10 protein-coding genes are annotated in these 20,241 nt (G+C 63.7%); 7 read left to right on the top strand and 3 right to left on the bottom strand.

Features of this window, described 5'->3' with window-relative positions:
- Positions 1-18: 18 nt before the first annotated feature.
- Positions 19-675: a DUF3105 domain-containing protein gene (locus ACBG85_RS12710; RefSeq protein ID WP_003942235.1), complete on the bottom strand. Its 657-nt coding sequence runs from the start codon at positions 673-675 to the stop codon at positions 19-21.
- Positions 676-723: 48 nt separating this feature from the next.
- Entirely contained in the window at positions 724-1,671 is a 948-nt protein-coding gene (locus tag ACBG85_RS12715; RefSeq protein ID WP_030535576.1) for a hypothetical protein, read from the bottom strand.
- A gap of 200 nt (positions 1,672-1,871) precedes the next feature.
- Between ACBG85_RS12715 and ACBG85_RS12720 the strand changes: the two genes are divergently transcribed.
- The gene (locus tag ACBG85_RS12720; RefSeq protein WP_007735116.1) at positions 1,872-2,270 is read left to right on the top strand and encodes a DUF1801 domain-containing protein; all 399 of its coding nucleotides are present in this window, start codon (positions 1,872-1,874) and stop codon (positions 2,268-2,270) included.
- 7 nt (positions 2,271-2,277) lie between these two features.
- Here ACBG85_RS12720 and ACBG85_RS12725 read toward each other — a convergent pair whose 3' ends face one another.
- A complete protein-coding gene (locus ACBG85_RS12725; RefSeq protein WP_020969440.1) occupies positions 2,278-3,435 on the bottom strand; it encodes an isochorismate synthase MenF in 1,158 nt (385 codons plus the stop codon).
- Between the two features lie 200 nt (positions 3,436-3,635).
- On the opposite strand from ACBG85_RS12725, the gene ACBG85_RS12730 reads away from it, so the two are divergent.
- The 6 genes from ACBG85_RS12730 to ACBG85_RS12755 all read left to right on the top strand — a co-directional run bounded on the left by ACBG85_RS12730 (position 3,636) and on the right by ACBG85_RS12755 (position 20,213).
- Complete coding sequence (locus tag ACBG85_RS12730; protein WP_003942230.1) at positions 3,636-3,866, top strand: phosphopantetheine-binding protein; 231 nt, start codon at positions 3,636-3,638, stop codon at positions 3,864-3,866.
- Positions 3,854-4,654, top strand: coding sequence for a 2,3-dihydro-2,3-dihydroxybenzoate dehydrogenase (locus ACBG85_RS12735; RefSeq protein ID WP_003942103.1), 801 nt, complete (start codon positions 3,854-3,856; stop codon positions 4,652-4,654). Before ACBG85_RS12730 ends, ACBG85_RS12735 begins: the two co-directional genes overlap by 13 nt.
- 41 nt (positions 4,655-4,695) lie before the next feature.
- Positions 4,696-6,360 carry a (2,3-dihydroxybenzoyl)adenylate synthase gene (locus tag ACBG85_RS12740; RefSeq protein ID WP_042450693.1) on the top strand — a complete coding sequence of 555 codons (1,665 nt, stop codon included), beginning with the start codon at positions 4,696-4,698 and terminating at the stop codon, positions 6,358-6,360.
- Positions 6,361-6,396: 36 nt separating this feature from the next.
- Positions 6,397-7,044 (top strand): isochorismatase family protein, encoded by a 648-nt coding sequence (locus ACBG85_RS12745; RefSeq protein ID WP_003942132.1) that lies wholly within the window; start codon positions 6,397-6,399, stop codon positions 7,042-7,044.
- 47 nt (positions 7,045-7,091) lie between these two features.
- Positions 7,092-7,544, top strand: a complete 453-nt coding sequence (locus tag ACBG85_RS12750) for a flavodoxin family protein (RefSeq protein WP_003942217.1) — start codon at positions 7,092-7,094, stop codon at positions 7,542-7,544.
- A 207-nt stretch (positions 7,545-7,751) separates the two neighbouring features.
- Positions 7,752-20,213 carry an amino acid adenylation domain-containing protein gene (locus ACBG85_RS12755; RefSeq protein ID WP_372027641.1) on the top strand — a complete coding sequence of 4,154 codons (12,462 nt, stop codon included), beginning with the start codon at positions 7,752-7,754 and terminating at the stop codon, positions 20,211-20,213.
- Positions 20,214-20,241 lie beyond the last annotated feature (28 nt).

Raw genomic sequence — 20,241 nt, forward strand, 5'->3', positions numbered from 1 at the left:
GCGGGGCCTGCTGAGACGCTACCGCTCCGGAACGGTTGTGGGAGATGACGGATCCGGAGTGGTGGGGTCGAATGGCGGCGGGTTGTTCGGGTCGAAGCTCGTCACCGGCACCGAACAGGTCGCGCCCACTTCGGGATACGTGTTCGGGTTGACGCGCAGAGCCGAGACGAACTGATCGATGCGCGCGTCCGCGGCGTTGTCGAGCTTGAGCTGACGGCCCCACGACTGCAGCGAGATCGGCGAATCCAGGGTCGGATACGGCGACATCAACGTGTAGCTCATGCCCTCGACTCGCTGTGCCAAGCGAGCCTGATCCTCGCTCGAGACGAGGTCGGGGTTGTACGTGATCCACACGGCCCCGTGCTCGAGAGAATGGACCGCATTCTCGGTCCGAATCGCTTGTGGATAAACAACTCCGGTGCAGTTTGCCCAGACCGAGTCATGACGGCCGCCGAAGGGCGGTGAATATGTGTACGCCACGCGTTCGTTCGGGCGTACGTGTTGGGCTGCTGGGTAGTCGACCGTGACAACTCCGTCGATGGCTTCGGACGGATCCGGGTTGTCGATGCTCGGAACAAACGCATCCGGGCGCGGTGATCCTTCGAGGGAATTCGCACACGAAGCCAGTGCGAGAACTGCCGAGACCACCACTGTCGCTCGAAGTTGTTTGTTCACTCGGCCATGATAGCGGCGCCTGTCCGCTTTCCCGGGGACGCGAATCGACTACGACCCGAGAGAGCCGCTCGCTCCGCCCGACAGTGCGATGTCGCTGGCGCCGCGAAGAATTCGGATTGGTGGTAATGGCCCTCGGTATGCCTCGGAGCCACTGATCAGATCACCGGCAGCGTCGAACGCGATCGCCTCACCTTGTGGTTCGTCGGGAAGGGGGACGCGAATCGGGTTGGTGTTCAACGCTTTCACGACATCGCCGTCGGGAGCTGCGTACAGGTAAGCGTCGGTATACGTGCGGAGCGCTACCACCGTGCCGTCCTTGCTCACGGCGCCGCCGGTGACAGCCATCGTGCCGGCGTGGGGGACGGGCCCACCGGGTGTGAGGGTGGGAGTAAATCTGAGCTGACCTACTTTGGCCAACATGGTCGGCGAGCCCGTACTCAGATCCTGAACCTGCTGTCGCTCAGCGGTTGTGTAGACCACGCTTGCACCCAGGTAGTCCTTGGTGACGATGACGGGAACCCCGTCGCTCTGGATCAGTAGTGTCTCGGCGTCGTGCCCGCCGTCGGGATAGACCAGGGGGTAGGAGGTCGCCGCACCTGAAGCCGGATCGAGGTCGATCAGCCCGACCGACGTTCGTACCGCGTTGTTGTCGCCGATGTCTGCCAGCCACAGATGGCCGTCGGGAGTCGACGACAGATCCTCGACGTCGACACGAGGGGTGCCCACGCTGATCCAGCGCTGCACGTGGCAGTTCGAATCGAGTTCGGCGACCCGATCGTCGGAGCCGCTGTCGCCGATTGCGTACATCCCGGCCGCGGTGACGGTGAGTCCGGACAGCTCGGAAAGGCCTGCATCGGTGGGTGTGCACAGTACGTCGAAGACGCGGGCCTGTTGCGCCGCCGCAGGAACGGTGTGAACGCCGACAATCGCGGCGGCGAGAACAACCGATCCGGCAGCCCAAGCGACTGAGTGGGTGAGCGGTCGATTCCAGATCACGATGCAGTCCTCCAGGCCGAAGAATCGGGACTTAGTACCCAGAGAATACTGGACGTCCGTCTCACTTTGACCGAAACTGCAAGAAATCGCATCTGCCGAGACGCCGTGATGCGTCAGTGATTCACCGAGTGAATCCGCGTGCAGGAGGGGATACTCGACTCACCGGAGATCGGCGGCGACGAGCAGGAAGTGACGAAGCGATGGCGAAGAGTGAGTCCGACAAGCAAGGCGCAGATTCCCCGTCTCGGTTGATCGACAAGCGAATCGAGGAACTCGGAGACTGGCGGGGCGAGATGCTCGCCCGGATACGAACTCTGATCAAAGAAGTGGATCCGGATGTGGTGGAGGAATGGAAGTGGCGAGGTGTTCCCGTGTGGTACCACGCCGGAATGATCTGTACCGGTGAGACTTACAAGAGCGCAGTGAAGGTGACCTTTGCCAAAGGCGCATCACTCGACGACGCTTCAGGACTCTTCAACTCCAGCCTCGAGGGCAATACGCGACGGGCGATCGATTTCCACGAGGGCCAAGCCGTCGACGAAAAGGCGTTCAAGGCACTCGTTCACGCCGCGATTGCCCTGAACACCTCGAAGAAGTGACGCCCTGTCAGAGATGATGTTCAGCGAGGTCGAACGCACTGAGTAGCGTGCGGAATTTTGTACTGGTCTCTCTCAATTCGATTTCCGGGTCGGAAGTAGCGACGATGCCGCCGCCGGCGTAGGCCCGCGCCGAGAGGCCGTCTGCTGCGATCTCGGCGCAACGAATAGCTACCATCCACTCGCCGTCTCCAGTCCGGTCGCACCAGCCCACGGCACCGGCATAGAACCCACGATCGGCTTCGGTTGCGGTGATGTGCTCGCGTGCGGCGACCGTCGGTGTGCCGCAGACAGCGGGAGTCGGATGCAGCGCCATTGCGAGTTCGAGCGAGGTCAGGCTCGGGTCGATCAGGACACCTTCGATCTTGGTCCCGAGATGCCACAGTTGCGGTGTCCGAAGGATTTCCGGTGCGCTGGGTGCATTGAAGGACGTGCACAGTGGTCCGAGTATCGCGCTGATGGAGTCGACGACAAACGCGTGTTCGGCCAGATCTTTGGTCGACGCGCGGAGTTGCTCGGCATTCGCCTCGTCCTGATCCGAATTCGGATGGCGTGCAATCGAGCCCGCCAGCGGGTGGCAGGTGACGACGCCGCCTCGCCTTTCGATCAGAACCTCGGGCGTCGAACCGACCAGCGAACGCCCGCGGTACTTTCCTCCGGCGGGGGACAGGTCGACGCAGAAACCGTTGTGCGCGTGATCGAGTGCAATCAGTTTCTCGGCCAGAGCGGCGGGGAAGATCGTGGACTCGGCCTCGATGGTCAGGGAGCGTGCGAGGACAACTTTGTCGAGTTCGCCTGCTCGAAGTCGTTCGATGGCTCCGCGGACCCTGTCGGTGTGGATCTGCGGGCTGGGTTCGAATCCGGCTACCCGCGAAGTGGGTAATGACGGGATGTTCGAGTGATATAGATCACCGCGCACTCGTGTGAAACTCAGTGGCGCGGTGAGGGCGGACGGCGTCTCCGGGGAGAACGGCAGGGCGCCGACGACCGAGTCGATGCGCCCGGTCTTGAGGGCTTCGGCAGCGTCGAAGGCCGAGTCGAATTCTTCGACTACTCCCGAAGTGCGGATCGACGTTTGCCTACGTGAGAGCAGGAAAACGGAGTCCGTTTCATCGTCAGTCCGGTTGTTGCGCAACGGGAATTCGGAGACTTCGGCGAGTGCTGACATGGACACCCTTCCAGTTCGACAGATTGCTTGTTATGTTGAGGCTAGCCTTAGTTTGGGTGAATTTGTGTTGCGAGCGCCCGGGTTGTGTACTTCCGTACCGTTATGGTTAGGCTGGCCTAAAGTCAAGGCGTGCGGACGGGGTCGACACGAGGGTTGGGTTGGCTCGATCTGAGCGCGTCGACCACTACTCGAGGAGACCGATGAGCAACACCGTGGACCGTGACCAGATCGTGCGCGACGTCGCCGAGGTTCTGTCGATGAGGGCAGAGCAACTCGGCGACGACGCGGACCTGGGTGACGAAGGCCTTGACTCGGTTCGCTTGATGACGCTCGTCGAACGGTGGCGGGGAGCGGGCGCGGATGCCGACTTCGCGGAGTTGGCAGAAGAGCCCACGATCAATGCCTGGGTTCAGGTCCTGTGCCCGCAGTGAGCGAGCGCCGAATCGCCGTGGTCACCGGTGCTGCGGCGGGGATCGGCGCCGCAGTGGCCCGTACGCTTGCGCGCGACGGGTATTCGCTGGCGTTGCTCGATCGCGACGACGTCGAATTGAAGCGGGTAACTGCGGAATTGGCAGAAACAATCGTCGAAGGCGCCGATATCGAGAGTCACGTCGTGGACGTGACCGATCGGCAGGCAGTCGACGCTGCAGTGGCCTCGACGATGGACACGTTCGGCCGGATCGACGCGCTCGCGCACGTCGCCGGAATTCTCGACACCGGATCGGTGCTGGACTCCGATCCGGACCAGTGGCGGAAGATATTCGGCGTCAACGTCTTCGGATTGCTGAACGTGCTGCAAAGCGTGGGACTGGAAATGCGTCGCCGTCGGGCCGGGGCGATCGTGGTCGTCTCGTCGAACGCGGCCGGTGTCCCACGTATCGGGATGGGTGCTTACGGTTCGTCCAAAGCTGCTGCCACCATGTTGGTTCGAACCGCTGGACTGGAGCTGGCTACTGACGGCATTCGTGTCAACGTGGTCGCTCCTGGATCCACCGACACAGCGATGCAGCGGTCACTGTGGTCGGACCCTTCCGACGATTCGGGTGCCGACGCGGTCATCGAAGGCAATCTGGCGAGCTATCGCCTGGGTATTCCGCTCGGAAAACTGGCCACCGCAGACGATATCGCGGACTCGGTGCACTTCCTGCTGTCCGACCGGGCGGCCCACATCACCATGCAGGCGCTGTACGTCGACGGTGGAGCGACGCTCAAAGCGTGAGACGTATTTGCTGACAGTACTTTCGAACAGGAGTCACTTGCATGACCTCGAGGATCGCTCGCGAGCCCTTGGCACCCGTCGCACAGTATCCACCCGATTTGGTGACGTATTATCGGGAACGAGGCTATTGGACTGACGAGACGCTGGCCGGATTCGTCACGGCCGCGGCCGCACGGCATCCCGACAACGAAGCGGTGGTCGGCAGCGATGCCTTTGGCACACAGACACGGCTGACGTATTCCGACCTCGATCGTCGCAGCTCGGCCGTGGCCGGAGGCCTGTCCGGCTTGGGTGTTCGCGCCGGTGACCGGGTGCTTCTGCAGCTGCCGAACATCGTGGAATACGTCGAAGCATTGTTCGGTGTGTTGAAGCTCGGCGCCCTGCCGGTATTCGGGTTGCCGGCGCATCGCCGAACCGAAATCGGATACTTCTGCCAGTTCGCTGATGTCGCTGCCTATATCGTCGCCGACCGTCATGGCGGGTTCGACTACCGCGCGCTGGCGCGTGAGGTGAACGAAGGCCTCGAGACTCCGCCTGTTGTGATCGTGGCCGGTGACCCCGAAGAGTTTGTCGGTTTCGATTCGCTGCGCGGATACGAGGTTCCCGTTCTTGCCGACGTCGATCCGTTGTCGGTCGCCTTTCTTCAGCTTTCCGGTGGCACGACCGGTGTTCCGAAGCTGATTCCGCGAACGCACGCCGACTACCTCTACTCGGTGCGAGCGTCCAACCCGATCTGTGGCGTCGACGACTCGACGCGCATGTTGGTGGTTCTTCCTGCAGCGCATAATTTTCCGATGAGTTCGCCGGGCATCCTGGGCGTTCTCCACGCGGGCGGCTCCGTGGTTCTGGCGCCGGACACCATGCCCTCCACAGCTTTCGGTCTGATCGAATCAGAGCGAGTCACGCACGCTTCCTTGGTTCCACCGATCGCGTTGGCCTGGATGGCCGCCCCCAGTAAGGCAGATCACGATCTGTCGAGCTTGCGGGTTCTCGGCGTCGGCGGAGCGAAGTTCAGCGCCGAAGCCGCTGCACGCGTACCCACGGAGTTGGGCTGCACCCTCCAGCAGGTGTTCGGGATGGCCGAGGGGCTGGTCAACTACACCCGCCTCGACGACACGCAAGAATTGATCGTCAGCACTCAGGGCCGGCCCATTTCACCCGACGACGAGGTTCGTGTGGTCGACGACGAAGGCGCGCTCGTCGCGCCCGGAACCACGGGGCACTTACTGACTCGGGGTCCGTACACGATCCGCGGCTATTACCGGGCGGATGCGCACAATGCCGAGGTCTTCGACGCCGAAGGTTTCTATCGCACCGGCGATCTGGTCAGCGTCACCGATTCAGGACATCTGATAGTCGAGGGGCGCGCAAAAGACCAGATCAACCGCGGCGGTGAGAAGGTTGCGGCCGAGGAGATCGAGAACCACCTGCTCTCGCATCCGGCTGTCCACGATGCGGCCGTCGTCGCCGTTCCCGACGAGTACCTGGGCGAACGAACCTGTGCTGTTCTGGTGATTTCCGGAGATGCCCCGACCGTCGGCGAGATCAAGCGATACATACGAGGCCGAGGCGTTGCGGCGTACAAGGTTCCGGATCGAGTGGAGTTCGTGACCGAGTTCCCCGTCACCGGCGTCGGAAAGACCAGCAAGGCGGCCTTGCGCCGTGTTCTCAGCGAATCGATTGCCGCACAGACTCTGTCGAGTTGATCGGTTCCCACCCCCACATTTTCGAGGAGATTCATCATGGCGCTACCCACAGCAGTGCGATACGAGATGCCCACCGAGTTTCCGCAAAATCGGGTCGACTGGACTCTCGATCCTTCCCGAGCGGTGTTGCTTCTGCACGACATGCAGGAATATTTCGTGAACGCGTACGACCGAAGCGTCGACCCGCTCCAAACCGTGGTTCCGAACATCGACCGGCTTCGTTCGTCGGCGCGAGCTGCCGGAATCCCGATCGTCTACACCGCGCAACCCGGTGATCAGGATCCCGAGGAGCGTGCGTTGCTGTCGGATTTCTGGGGACCGGGTCTGAAGGCAGATCCCGCTCACACCGACGTGATCGCCGAGTTGGCTCCGCATTCGGACGACGTGATGCTCACAAAATGGCGCTACAGCGCCTTCATCAAGACGGATCTGCGTGAGCGGCTGCGCGAGAGTGGGCGTGACCAGCTGATCATCACCGGAATCTATGCCCACATCGGTTGCCTGACTACCGCTTTGGACGGGTTCATGCAAGACGTGCAGATCTTCTTCGTGGGCGACGCGGTAGCCGACTTCTCCCTGGACGAGCATGTCGGTGCGCTCGAGTACGCGGCCGGGCGCTGCGCCTCGGTCACCCGAACCGACGACCTGGTCAAGGCGATGAGCGCGGAAACCGTTTCGGCGTAGGCGTGAACGGCGACGGGTGCGCCACCCGTCGCCGTATTGTCAGATGTGTGAAGACTCTGTTGGTGGTTCACCACTCGCCCTCGCCGACAACCCACGAATTGTTGGATGCAGTCCTGGCCGGGGCTCGCGATCCCGAGATCGAGGGCGTCGAGGTGAAGGTGATGCCGGCGTTGGCGGCGACGGTGCCCGACGTCCTCGCTGCTGACGGCTATCTTTTCGGAACCACCGCCAATTTCGGTTACATGTCGGGCGCGCTGAAATACTTCTTCGACACCACGTACTACCAATGCCTCGGCGCGGTTTCGGATCGACCGTACGGCCTGTGGGTTCACGGCAACAACGACACTGCCGGTGCAGTGTCCTCGGTGCGCAAACTCGCCACCGGGCTCGGATTGGTCGCGGTGGCGGATCCGCTCGAAGTGACTGTGAGCGTGGACAAATCTGTCCGCGATGGTTGTTATGAACTGGGCGGAACCGTCGCGGCAACGCTGATGGACTAGCCTTCACTTTCTCGTTTCGATTCACGAAAGAGACTGTCCCGCAAGCGGTTGTAGAAGCGCGTGTCCTCTGATTAACGCGTCGGGAGCCGTCGGTTCTCGGGTCACCGGCGAGGCGGATTCCCCGATTCATTGACATTTAGTTTAGGCTACCCAAAACGACGTTAGGTCACCCTTGGGTGACGTGTGTCCACAGACGAGGGGATCAGTGTGAGCGTTCTTCCAGGTTCGAACTCCGGAGCGGCGAGCGAAGCTACGTTTGCTCTCACAGGAGCTCAACTCGGGATTTGGAACGCACAGAGGCTTGATCCCGAATCTCGGAGCTACCTCGTCGGCGAGGTGCTCGAAATCTCGGGTGACGAACCGATCGACACCGAACTGCTGACAGCCGCCATCACGGCGACGATCGGTGAAGCCGAAACCATGCGGCTGCGGATGATCGAGACGGCGGACGGCCCGCGTCAGTACATCTCCGACGAGCCGGTTGGCATCATCCCGATCACCGACGTCCGTGACGAGCGCGATCCCGTAGCCGTGGCGCACGCACTGGTCGACGCCGAGCGCAGCCGGGCGTCCGAGTACTGCCGCCTGATGGTGGAGCGTCCGCTGTACACGTACTCGCTGATCAGGCTCTCCGATCGCGAGATCTGGTGCATCCAGCTCTATCACCACTTGATCGTCGACGGCTACAGCGCAGCCATGATTTCGCGTCGTGTCGCCGCGCACTACACGGCCGCGAAGAAGGGAACCGACGTCGCACCAACGCGATTCGGTTCTATGACAGATCTGGTCAGCGAGGACGAGGCGTACCGGGCTGGCGAGCAGTTCGCGGAAGATCGTGACTACTGGCGTGATGTCCTGACGCCGTTGCCCGCGTTGGACGGACGCGGCCAGCAGGTCACCGGTCCGGCGGAACGAACGATCCAGGTTCGCGAGATCATTACCGCCGACGCCCTCAACCGCCTCAAAGACGTGGCAGACGCGACGGGAACAACGTGGGCCGAGGCACTGATCGCCTGCTACGGCGCGTTTCTCCACCGACTGCTCGGCGAGACGGATGTTGTCATCGCGATGCCACTCATGGCGCGCGTAGGTCGCACGGCACTCAAGACGCCGGCCATGGCAGTCAACGTTCTGCCTCTCCGGTTGACGATTCGCAGCCACGATCGACTCGGTGACCTGAGCAAGCAGGTGGCCGCCACGATGAAAAGCCTGCGCGCACACCAGCGCTACCGCGGTGAGAATCTTGCTCGGGACCTGGGCGTCGCCGGAACCGGCGCACTGCTTCACGGGATCGGAATCAATCTCAAGGCTTTCGACTTCGCCCTCGATTTCGCCGGCGCTGTGGGTGTACTGCGAAACGTCGCCGGGGGACCGCCGGAGGACCTGGGTTTGACGGTGACGCCCATTGCGGACGGCGAAGTTCTACTCGGATTCGAAGTGGACGCGCGTACCAATACTCGGGAATCGGTTCAGCGTCGCCTCGCCGGTTTCGTCAGCATCGTCAACGCGATGGTCGGGGAGGGAGATCCTGCCGTCGGTCAGGTGGAGATGATGCCTGCGGCCGAAGCCGCGCGGATTCTCGCCGGCCGCGAAACTGCACCGCTGCCCGGCTCGGTCGAACTCGTTCCCGACGTGTTCGACCGCATCGTTGTCGAGCACGCGGATGACACAGTCCTCGTGTGCGGTGACGAACGTTTGACAGGCGCAGAACTCGGTGGCCGCGTCCACAAGCTCGCCCGGTTGCTTCGGGCCCGCGATGTCGGCCCGGACGACATTGTCGGACTTGCGCTTCCGCGTACTTCCGAGATGGTGGTGGCTCTGCTCGCGACATTGAACGCGGGCGCAGCGTACGTGGCCCTGGATCCGCAGCACCCGGCCGAGCGGTTGCGAGATCTGATCGACGACGCGCAGCCGAAGGTCGTGATCACCACTTCCACTCTGGCCGAGCAACTCGTCCGAGGTTCTCGGCCCGACCCCCTCGTCATCGATTCCGACGCAGTCCGCGAAGAACTCCGTGCTAATTCCGAGCTTCCACTCGAACTCGGTGAACTGGCGACAGCACGGCATGGTGATCACCTGGCGTATGTCATCTACACCTCGGGATCGACAGGCAAGCCCAAGGGTGTGCTGGTCAGAGGCGGTGGATTGGCGCACCTGCTTCACCACCATCGCGCCACCATCTACCGGGACACCGCCGAGCGCGTCGGGAACCGTCAACTGCACACCGCGCACACAGCGTCGTTCGCCTTCGATGCGTCTCTCGATCAACTGTTGTGGCTGCTGTGTGGTCATCGTGTGCACGTATACGACGAGGAACTGCAGAAGGACGCGGTTGCTCTGGTCGCGGCGTTCGAGCGAGATTGCGTCGACGTGGTCGACACGACGCCGTCGATGGCGGCAGCGATGGTGGACAACGGGTTGCTGCGTACGCAGCGGTTGCAGCTCCTCGTCGTGGGTGGCGAGGCGGCACCGCCCGCACTGTGGGACGCGATCATCGAATCCGGTGTTCCGGCTCGAAACCTGTACGGCCCCACAGAAACGACGGTCGACGCGATCGCGACCACGGTCGAAGGTGCCGGACCGCATATCGGGTACCCCCTCGCGGGTACCCGTGCGTACCTTCTCGACAGCGCGCTCGAGCCGGTCGCCGACGGTGAACGAGGTGAGCTCTACCTGGCGGGACCGCAATTGGCCAGGGGCTACCTCGGCCGCGCCGGCGCGACCTCCGAGCGTTTTGTCGCAGATCCTTTCGGGGCTCCGGGAGATCTGATGTACCGCGCCGGGGACGTGGCGCGGTGGGTGCCGGGGCGGGGCTACGACTTCATCGGTCGCAGCGACAAGCAGGTGAAGATTCGCGGACATCGAGTCGAGTTGAGCGAGGTCGAGGCTGTTCTCGGATCGGTACCCCGAATCGGCGCGGCTGCCGCGCTGATCCGTACGGATGGGGGACGGCCCAGCCTCGTCGGCTACGTTGTAGCCGCCGCCGGCGCGACGCTTCCGCCGCAGGAAGAATTGCGCCGTGACCTCGCCGGTCGCGTACCGGATCATCTCGTTCCCGCCGCAATCGTCGTTCTGGACGAATTACCCGTCACGGTGAACGGAAAGCTCGATCGTGCGGCACTACCAGCCCCGGCTGCCGAATCGGCAGGTCGCGCCGCATCCACACCGCGCGAGGAAATCCTCTGTGACGTGGTGGCCGAGGTGCTCGGCCGCGAACGCGTCGGCGTGGACGAGGACTTCTTCGGCCTCGGTGGTGACAGCATCACGGCAATCAGTGTCAGCAGTCGCCTGCGGGTGCGCGGACTGATCGTTGCTCCCAAAGAACTACTGGCACAGCGAGATCTGGGAACCATCGCCGCTGTGGCACGTGAGATTGCCGATGACGCCGACGCCGTAGCCTCGGTTGCGGACGTGGCCACCGGCACCGTGATCGCCCCGCCGATCGTTCGAGCACTGATCGACAAGAATCCGACAGACGAGGCAATCGCGGGCTACGCGCAGTGGACCGCAGTGCGCATCGACGACAGCCTTTCACTGGGTGACCTGCAGTCCGGCGTGCAGACGATCCTCGATCACCATGACGCTCTACGCCTGCTCCTGCGCCGTGACAACGACAGCGGCACTACCGAATTGATCGTCCGGGACCCCGGCGCGGTGCGCAGCGAGGGACTCGTTCGCGCGGTGTCCGACACCTCCGAGCCGTCCCGGATCAGAGACCTCGCGGAGGCGTCGGCGGCGAGTCTCGACCCACGTGCCGGTGAACTCCTGCGAGTCGTACTGGTCAATACCGAGGCCGGTCGACCCGACCAATTGATCGTCGTAGCTCACCATTTGATCGTCGACGGTGTGTCCTGGCGAATTCTGCTTCCAGACCTCCACGAAGCCACCGATGCTGCACGCGAGCGTAGGTCGGCCCGGTTGGCTGCAGGCGGAAGTTCGTGGCGTCGATACGCAGGGTTGCTCGCGGAATTCGGGGCCTCTGGCAGCAGGGCGTCAGAGCTCGAGTACTGGAAGTCCGCGTCGGTGCAGGCGGACGACGAGCCGATCGGCAGTCGTCGTCTCGACCCGAAGATCGACGTGACCGCAACCGCCTCTCGCACGACAACCATTGCGCCCCCGGCCGTCACCGACGCGCTGTTGACCACGCTTCCGGCGGCGTATCGAGCCAAGGCCGACGAAGTGCTTCTCTCGGGTTTGATGCTTGCCTTGCGCTCATGGCAGCACGGCCGCGGCCTCATCGGGCTGCCCGCGCAGACAGTTACCGTCGAAGGTCATGGCCGCGACGCGCTCACCAGCGACACCGACTTCGCCGGAACCATCGGGTGGTTCACCAGTGAGTTCCCCGTCCGGGTTCCCACCGATGCACTGCTCACCGCAGACGATCTTGCCGACGCACTGAGCGGCGGAGCAGCTGCGGGACATCTCCTTCGTGCGGTGAAGGAGGCAAAACGCGCCGTACCCGGAGGCGGAGTCGGCTATGGAGTTCTGCGGCATCTGGATCCCGACACCGCACCTGACCTTTCCGCGTGCGCTACACCCGAACTGCTGCTCAACTATCTGGGCCGCTTCCCGTCCTTGCCCGGAACCGGATGGCGATTGCCGGAGCAGGATCCATTCGCGGTCATCGAGCCGGCGACGAAGGTTATGTCGGAAGTGCTGGCGCTCAACGCATTTGTCCGAGAGGACGACTCGACGACGCTGGCAGTCGAATGGACTGCGGCGGGTTCAGTGCTCGACGGCGCGACGATCGTCGAGCTGCAAGAGCATTGGGAACGTGCGCTCGCTGCCCTGACCGCGCATGCCGCGCTCTTCGAGGGTGGTTTGACGCCTTCCGATTGCTCGGCGACGATCTTCGGCCAGGGCGCGGTGGTCGATCAGGCAGGGATCAACGAACTCGAAGCCGTCCACGGACCGCTTGCCGACGTCCTTCCGCTCTCGCCGCTACAAGAAGGTCTCCTGTTCCATGCGGTCCGTGACGGAGCCGCAGACGTCTACACGCTCACTGCACGCTTCGACCTCTCCGGGCCACTGGACGAGGCGAAGTTGGCCGACGCGTTCGAGACCGTGATCGACAGGCACCCGAACCTTCGCGCAGCTTTTCACTACGAGCAGTTCGAACGGCCCGTTCAGATCATTCCGCGCGGCGCAAAAGTCGAGTGGCGTTCGGTCGATCTGACCTCCGTTCCAGCTGACACTGCATTCCGCTCTGCAGATCAGCTCGAGGACGAGGCCGCCAAGCATGTCTTCGACGTCAGTACACCGCCTCTGCTGCGTGCACTACTGGTTCGGCTGCCCGGCGGGGTGCACCGTTTGGTCCTCAACGCGCACCACCTGCTCACCGACGGTTGGTCGACTCCGATCGTCCTGCGCGAGCTGATGAACGTCTACCACGACGGCGACAGCCGCCTCCCTGCGCCGACGCCGTATCGCGACTACTTGGCATGGATCGCCGGCCGTGATCAGGACTCTGCCCGCGCAGCGTGGAGCGAGCGTTTGCGTGGGCTCACCGCGCCGACTCTCGTTGCCGATGCCGGAGCGCCGCGAAGTGTGCCCGTCGCGCTCGAGGTTCCTCTCGCGACATCGGACGCCGAAGCGCTGATCGAACTCGGCCGTGCGCGAGCGCTGACGGTCAACACCCTGGTTCAGGGTGCGTGGGCAGCAGCGCTCGCCGAAGCGACAGGACAGTGGGACGTCGTGTTCGGCGCCACGGTGTCCGGCCGACCTGCCGAACTCTCGGGGGTGGAGGGAATGGTCGGGTTGTTCAGCAACACGATTCCGGCCCGCCTCGACATCGTCGCGGACCGGCCTTTGCTCGATCAGTTCGTCGATCTCCAGAACGCCCAATTCGACATCGTGGACGTCGAACACACCAGTTTGGCCGAGATCGAACGCATCGCCGGAATCGGGCAACTGTTCGACACGCTCCTGGTGTTCGAGAACTTCCCGAACTCCGGTGCAGGACAGCCTGCATCGCACACACTGCGGGTCGAGGGATTCACCAACCGCGGAGTCACGCACTATCCGATGACGTTGATGGCGCCGCCGAGCACCGGTCTGGATCTGGTTCTGTACCACGATCCGGCAGTTGTCTCCGACGCCACGGCGGAGCGAATGGTCACACGGCTCGCGGAGATCCTGCGTGGGTTGCTGACCGAGCCGACAGCTCCCGCATCCGCGGTGCTCACGGTAGTCCGACAGGCAGCGTCCGTTGCCGATGCGGTGTCTGCCGCGAAAAATGTCGCTGTCACGAAAAAGGTGGCCGCGTCCGATCCTGCGATCGATGTCGATCCCGCGGTCGTGGATGCAGTGTGCGCCTGTGTCGCAACGGTGTTGGAGATTCCCGACGTCGATCCGGGCGACAATTTCTTCACTCTCGGCGGTCACTCGCTCACTGCGATGCGGTTGGTGGGAAGCCTGCGCAAGCTGGGAATTCGCGTCGTCGTCTCGGATGTCTTCGACACCCCGACCCCCCTCGGTCTTGCCGTGGCCGCACGCGTCGATCGGACGAAGTTCTCGCCGGATTCGGTCGTTGGCGTCGATCGACCCGTCGTGACCGTGGCGACGTTCCGCGCCCCGGCGGTGGCGGGAAATCCTGATCACGAGCGGTACTGGGTTCGCACGCTCGCGGACCTGCCCCTCGAAACGGACCTTCCGTATGACCGCCCGCGCGGCGAAGAGTACCGCCCGCACACCTACCTCCGTCAGCTACGCGATGCCCGGTTCGGTGACGAACCAGGATTCGACGCGGTGCTGTTGGCCGCCGTGGCGGCGACGCTGAACAGCTTCGGCGGTGGTCGGGACCTTGCGGTCGGACTGGTCTCGGAAGGGACTGACACCCTGATTCGGGTCGACCTGTCCGGTCGGCCTAGAATTGCCGATGTCGTTCGGCGAGTCGAAAACGCTGTCTCCGAGGCACTTGCGCATTCCGATGTCAGCCTCGACCGAATCGCCGATCTACTCGGGCGTCCGACGAGCAGCCTGTTCGCTGCCCGTGTCGGTCACTCGCCCGGAAAGAGCGTCGACCTCGAATTCGTCCGAACCGCAACAGAACTTCGATTGACGGTTGATGCCGGGCTGTTCGACGCCGCGACTGCGGACGCATTGCTCGACGGTGTGATCGCGGTCCTCGGTCACGAAATCAGCACTGTCGTCGCGGATCTGCGACTGGCGGAAAACAAGCCGGATCGCGACCCGGGCCGACGCGCGACGCCGCCGTCGGGGATCTCGCAGTTGTTCGCTCGACACGTCAGCCGCCACCCCGACGACATCGCGGTGATCTCCGGCGAGGTCGGAATTACCTACGGGGAACTGTCGGCGCGCGTCGACGAGCTGGCCCGCGAACTTCTCGCGGTCGGCGCCGGACCCGAGAAGGTAGTCGCCGTCGCGCTGGATCGAAATGCGGATCTGGTGGCCGGACTGCTCGCGGTACTGCGCATCGGCGCTGCGTACCTGCCACTCGACGTCGATTACCCGACTGAGCGGCTCGAGTTCATGATCGAGGACGCGGCTCCGGTGTGTGTCCTGACCAGTATCGACAGCGCCGGGCAACTTCCGTTGACGGTCGCCACGAGTGTCTTCGTGGACGGTGAGTTCACCAACTCGGGTGTCGTGCTTCCTCCGCCGCCCGCGGCGGGTGATCACCTCGCCTACATGATCCACACCTCCGGTTCGACGGGTCGCCCCAAGGGCGTGATGGTCTCGACGGGCAACCTCGCAGCCTTCGCGGACACGGTACTCGAGGATTGCTGGATCAGGCCGGGCGATCGCATCGTCGCGGTGACAACGGTGTCGTTCGACATCGCGGCACTCGAGTTGCTGTGCCCGCTCGCGGCGGGCGCGACTGTCGTGATCGCAGACCGCAGGACGGTTCGCGACCCGGATGCGTTGTCGGCGTTGATCATCGCAAGCGATGCGACAGTGATGCAGGCAACGCCGGCGCTGTGGCGAGTGGTCACCGAACACGAGAACGCAGTCGGACTCGCCATGGTGCGAGCCCTGGTGGGAGGGGAAGCCCTCCCGCAGGATCTGGCCGACGATCTGGTGGCCAACGCTGCTTCGGTCCGGAATGTCTATGGACCCACCGAGGCCACGGTGTGGGCGACATCTTCGGTCATCACGACCGGCGACCGAGTCACGATCGGTCAGCCCTGGACCGATGTGCACGTGCGAATCCTCGACGACGACCTGCGTGAGGTTCCGGAAGGCGTTGCGGGCGAGCTGTATCTGGGCGGTGCGCAGGTGGTCCGCGGATACCTGAACCGCCCCGATCTGACCGTCGCTCGGTTCGTCGCCGATCCTTCTCTGCCGGGGGCACGCCTCTACCGCACCGGCGATCTGGTCCGACGCCGGCGAGGGGTTTTGCACTTCCTTCGTCGTGCTGACGATCAGGTGAAGGTTCGTGGTTTCCGCATCGAGCTCGGCGAGGTCGAAGGCGCGCTCGGATCGGTGGCAGGTGTGTTCCGCGCGGCAGCCACCGTTCGCGTCGATGCGGCGGGTACCGGAAGTCTGCACGGATATGTGGTTCCCGAAGGTGCAACCACGCTCGATTCGGTACTGGTGCGCAAGGAGATTGCGCGGCTCCTACCCGAACACATGGTGCCGCAGACCATCACGGTGCTCGAAGCACTACCACTCACCCTCAACGGCAAGGTGGACCGGAAGGCATTGCCCGACACCGCGCCGGATCGTGTGCCGAGCCCACTCGTAGCCGTCGATGCGGATCGTCGGGCACGGCTCGAGTCGCTGAGCCCGGGCTGGCAGGACGTGCTGCCACTCGGTCCCTTGCAGGAAGGCATGTACTTCCAGTCGGTTCTCGACGGCGCCGGCGGCACGGATGTCTATCACATGCAGCCGCGATTCGAGTTCTCCGCCGATGCCGCCGTCGACGTTCGCTCAATCCGAGCAGCGGGGGATGCGCTCTTGCGGCGCTATCCGAACCTGCGGGCCGGCTTCACACACGCCGGTTTCGACGCTCCGGTGCAGTTCGTGCCCAGGGCAGCCGAAATGCCTTTCCGCGAAATCGATCTGAGCGCAGTCGCACCCGAGAACTTGGATATCGAGGTCCGCGCCGTCGACGAGGCTGAATTCGGCAGGCTGTTCGACTTGAGTGCGCCGCCACTCATTCGAATGGTGTTGGTCTGGTTGCCAGGTGGGGGAGCGCACCTCGTCTTCACTCAGCACCACCTGCTGACCGACGGTTGGTCGCAGACCTTGATGTACGCGGAGTTGTTTGCGCTCTACGAGTTTGCTCGCACACACGGCACGGACCCGGTTGGACTCGACGGCGCGCTCGACAAGCCTGCGGACTTCCGTGATCACCTGCGATGGATCGCCGAAGCGGATCGCACGGACGCCATCTCGTCCTGGAAGGACTACCTCGCGGATCTCGAGCAACCCACACTCGTGGGTGGTACGGGATCAGGCGGGCGCGCTCCGTTGCCGGTGTTCACCCGGGTTCAGCTCGAACAGAGCATCACCGAGCACGTACGCGAGCTGGCCAGACGTAGCGGAGTGACGCTGTCCACCGTCGTCTCTGCGGCGTGGGGCCTGGCATTGCGCGCCGTGACGGGGCGTGACGACGTGGTCTTCGGATCGACGGTTTCGGGACGTTCACCCGAGGTCGAGGGCGCCGACCGCATGGTGGGCTTGGCGCTCAACACCATTCCCGTGCGTGTCCGGGTCCGGCCAGGCGAGGAGATCTCGGCGTTGCTCGGACGCCTGTTCCGTGAACAAGGTTCGCTGCTGGGGCATCACCATCTCGGGCTCGGCGACGTGCAGCGAAGTGCAGGGTTCGCCACGCTCTTCGACACGCTCTACGTTTTCCGCAACACCCCTCGCGACGAACAGGCACGTCGAGACACGTTCGGTCGCAGTGGAATCGTCGGGTTCGATGCGGTGGACGGCACGCACTATGCGCTCACGCTCGACGTGGATCCGGGTGTCGGGGACGCGGCGATGGCGCTCACACTCGAAAACCGTCCTGACCTGATTCCGCACGACGTGGCTCAGGACATCCTGTCCCGCGCCATCACGATTCTCGAAGTGATGGCGAGTTCCGATACCGCCACGGTGGCGGACACGGCGGTTCCGCTTTCGCGCACCCCCGCGGAATTCGCTTCGGAGCACGTCGTGATGCCACGGCCGGACCAGGCCGGCGGTAGCGTGGACGCACTACTGCGCGAAAGGGCAGCGGCAACTCCGGACGAGACGGCGCTGGTCTTCGGAGACGTCACACTGAGCGCAGCCGAGATGAACTCTCGGGTGGACAGACTGGCACGGATACTCGCGTCGGCGCTGGGGCAGTCGGTACCAGGCGGGGGACCGACCCGTGTTGTCGCGCTCGCACTTCCGCGTACTGCCGATCACGTCGTCGCAATCTTCGCCGTCATGAGAACCGGAGCGGCCTACCTTCCCTTGGATCTGGCTCACCCGCCGGCACGCCTGCGCGAACTCATCCTCGACAGCGATGCGGCGCTGGTAGTCACCACGACTCAGACGCGTGACCTCGTTGTTCCCGATGGACAGGCATGTCTGGTACTCGACGACCCGGACGTGGCCGGGGTACTCGACGGGCAGTCTTCGGCACCAGTTGTCGACGAGGCTGCGGTCTGCGGGCCGACCTCACCGGACCAGCCTGCCTACGTCATCTACACCTCGGGCAGTACCGGAAAACCCAAGGGCGTCGTGGTGGGTCACCGCGGGTTGACGACGATGTATCACAATCACGAGGCCGAGATATTCACTCCGACCGAAAACAGTGTGGGTGGCCGACGTCTGCGCATCGCGCATACAGTCTCGTTCTCGTTCGACATGTCGTGGGAGGAACTGTTCTGGTTGCTCGCGGGGCACGAAGTTCACGTGATCGACGAGCAGGCGCGACTGGACCCCGCGTCTCTGGTGAAGCATTACCGCGAAGTCGGTATCGACGTCGTGAATGTAACCCCCTCGTATGCCAGGGAACTGATGGCCGCCGGTCTCCTCGACGGTGAGCGGACGCCGGTGTTGGTGATGCTCGGCGGAGAAGCTGTACCTGCCGAGTTGTGGTCGCGATTGCGCGATCAGGACGGTGTCGACGGGTACGACCTTTACGGGCCGACGGAGTTCACGATCAACGCGATGGGATCCCCGGTTCAGGGGAGCGAGACACCCTGCTTGGGTCGTCCGATTCTGAACGCGTCTGCGCGGGTACTCGATTCGGGTCTGCGGGAGGTACCGATCGGAGCGGCGGGCGAGCTGTACATGTCCGGAGACGGAACGGCGATGGGTTACCTTCACCGGACCGCGTTGACCTCCGCTGTGTTCGTTGCTGATCCCTACTCCGTCGGCAAGCGCATGTACCGCACGGGTGACGTTGTACTGCGTCGCCGCGACGGCGAACTCGAATATCTGGGTCGCGCAGACCATCAGGTCAAGATCCGAGGCATTCGGATCGAATTGGGTGAAGTCGAATCCGCGCTGGCGTCGTTGCCGGGAGTGTTGAGAGCGGCAGCGTCAGTCCGTAGCGAAGGCGGTGCGCCGCCGCGACTGGTCGGCTACGTCATCGAAGAACCCGGCGGTGATCCAGTCGATCTGCGAGCTGCGTTGCGGGAAAGCGTACCGGCACACCTGGTTCCGTCGGACATCGTCGTCGTGGATTCGATCCCGTTGACGCCCAACGGAAAACTGGACCGCGGTGCGTTGCCGGCACCCCCCGCCCGAGCAGCGGCCCGAGCACCGCGAACCGAGATGGAAAGGCAACTGTGCCAGGTCTTTGCGCGGGTACTCGGCGTCGAGGCAGTCGATCCCGAAGAGAGTTTCTTCGATCTCGGCGGCGACTCGCTTCGAGCTATGCGACTGGTGGGGGAGATGGAGCACGACCTGTCGGTGAGCGTCGGTGTGGGAACGCTGATGGCCCGTCCGACAGTTGCAGAACTTGCAGTACACCTTGACGAGTCGGCGTCCGAAATCGATCTGAGTCGTGATCGCCTCCTGACACTGCGAGCCGAAGGCAGCGGAGAACCACTGTTCTGCGTGCATCCGGCCGGTGGATTCGCTTGGCCCTTTGCGCCTTTGACCGGTGTTCTCGAGGTCGACCGTCCACTGTTCGGCCTGCAACTGCCCACAGTTGCCGGGGAGCCACTCGAACCGACGAACGTGGACCAACTGGCAGCGATGTACGTCGACACGATTCGCGGCGTGCAACCGAGCGGGCCGTACCACCTGCTCGGCTACTCGTTCGGTGGCAACGTCGTTGCCGCGATGGCGGCTCAGCTGGTCGATATCGGCGAGACAGTGGAGTTCGCCGGTCTGATCGATACTCATCCACTGGGAGATCGTGACGATCGCGGTCGCGACGATGCCGACGACCGAGATCTGGCCGCCGCCCTGCCACCCGAGATCCTCACTCAGGCACCGGGACTGGTCGACGCTGTTCGGGCGGGTTTTGATGCCACTCGTTTGCTCGTGGCCAGCTCGACCGACACAACCTACGACGGACCGGTTACTCTGATCACCGCCGACGCCGAGGCGTCCGGACAGCTGCTGGCTGATCGCTGGCGCGGAGTCCGCGGGGACCAGGACATGGCAGTACACCATCTGCCGTACGACCACGCCGGATTGGTGACCCCAGCCGGGTGGGCGGCGATTGCCCCGCTGCTCGACAGCTATTTGTCGAAACGCACGGCCACATAGTTCGAAAACCACACAGTTGAAACACAAT

It is taken from the genome of Rhodococcus sp. NyZ502 (genome assembly GCF_041464245.1).
Lineage (GTDB): Bacteria > Actinomycetota > Actinomycetes > Mycobacteriales > Mycobacteriaceae > Rhodococcus_F > Rhodococcus_F qingshengii.

Bases quoted from the DNA above. Each gene is read 5' to 3' on its own strand.
- ACBG85_RS12725 (WP_020969440.1), bottom strand. From the start codon at position 3,435: ATGTCAGCACTCGCCGAAGTCTCCGAATTCCCGTTGCGCAACAACCGG.
- ACBG85_RS12730 (WP_003942230.1), top strand. From the start codon at position 3,636: ATGAGCAACACCGTGGACCGTGACCAGATCGTGCGCGACGTCGCCGAG.
- ACBG85_RS12740 (WP_042450693.1), top strand. From the start codon at position 4,696: ATGACCTCGAGGATCGCTCGCGAGCCCTTGGCACCCGTCGCACAGTAT.
- ACBG85_RS12745 (WP_003942132.1), top strand. From the start codon at position 6,397: ATGGCGCTACCCACAGCAGTGCGATACGAGATGCCCACCGAGTTTCCG.
- ACBG85_RS12720 (WP_007735116.1), top strand. From the start codon at position 1,872: ATGGCGAAGAGTGAGTCCGACAAGCAAGGCGCAGATTCCCCGTCTCGG.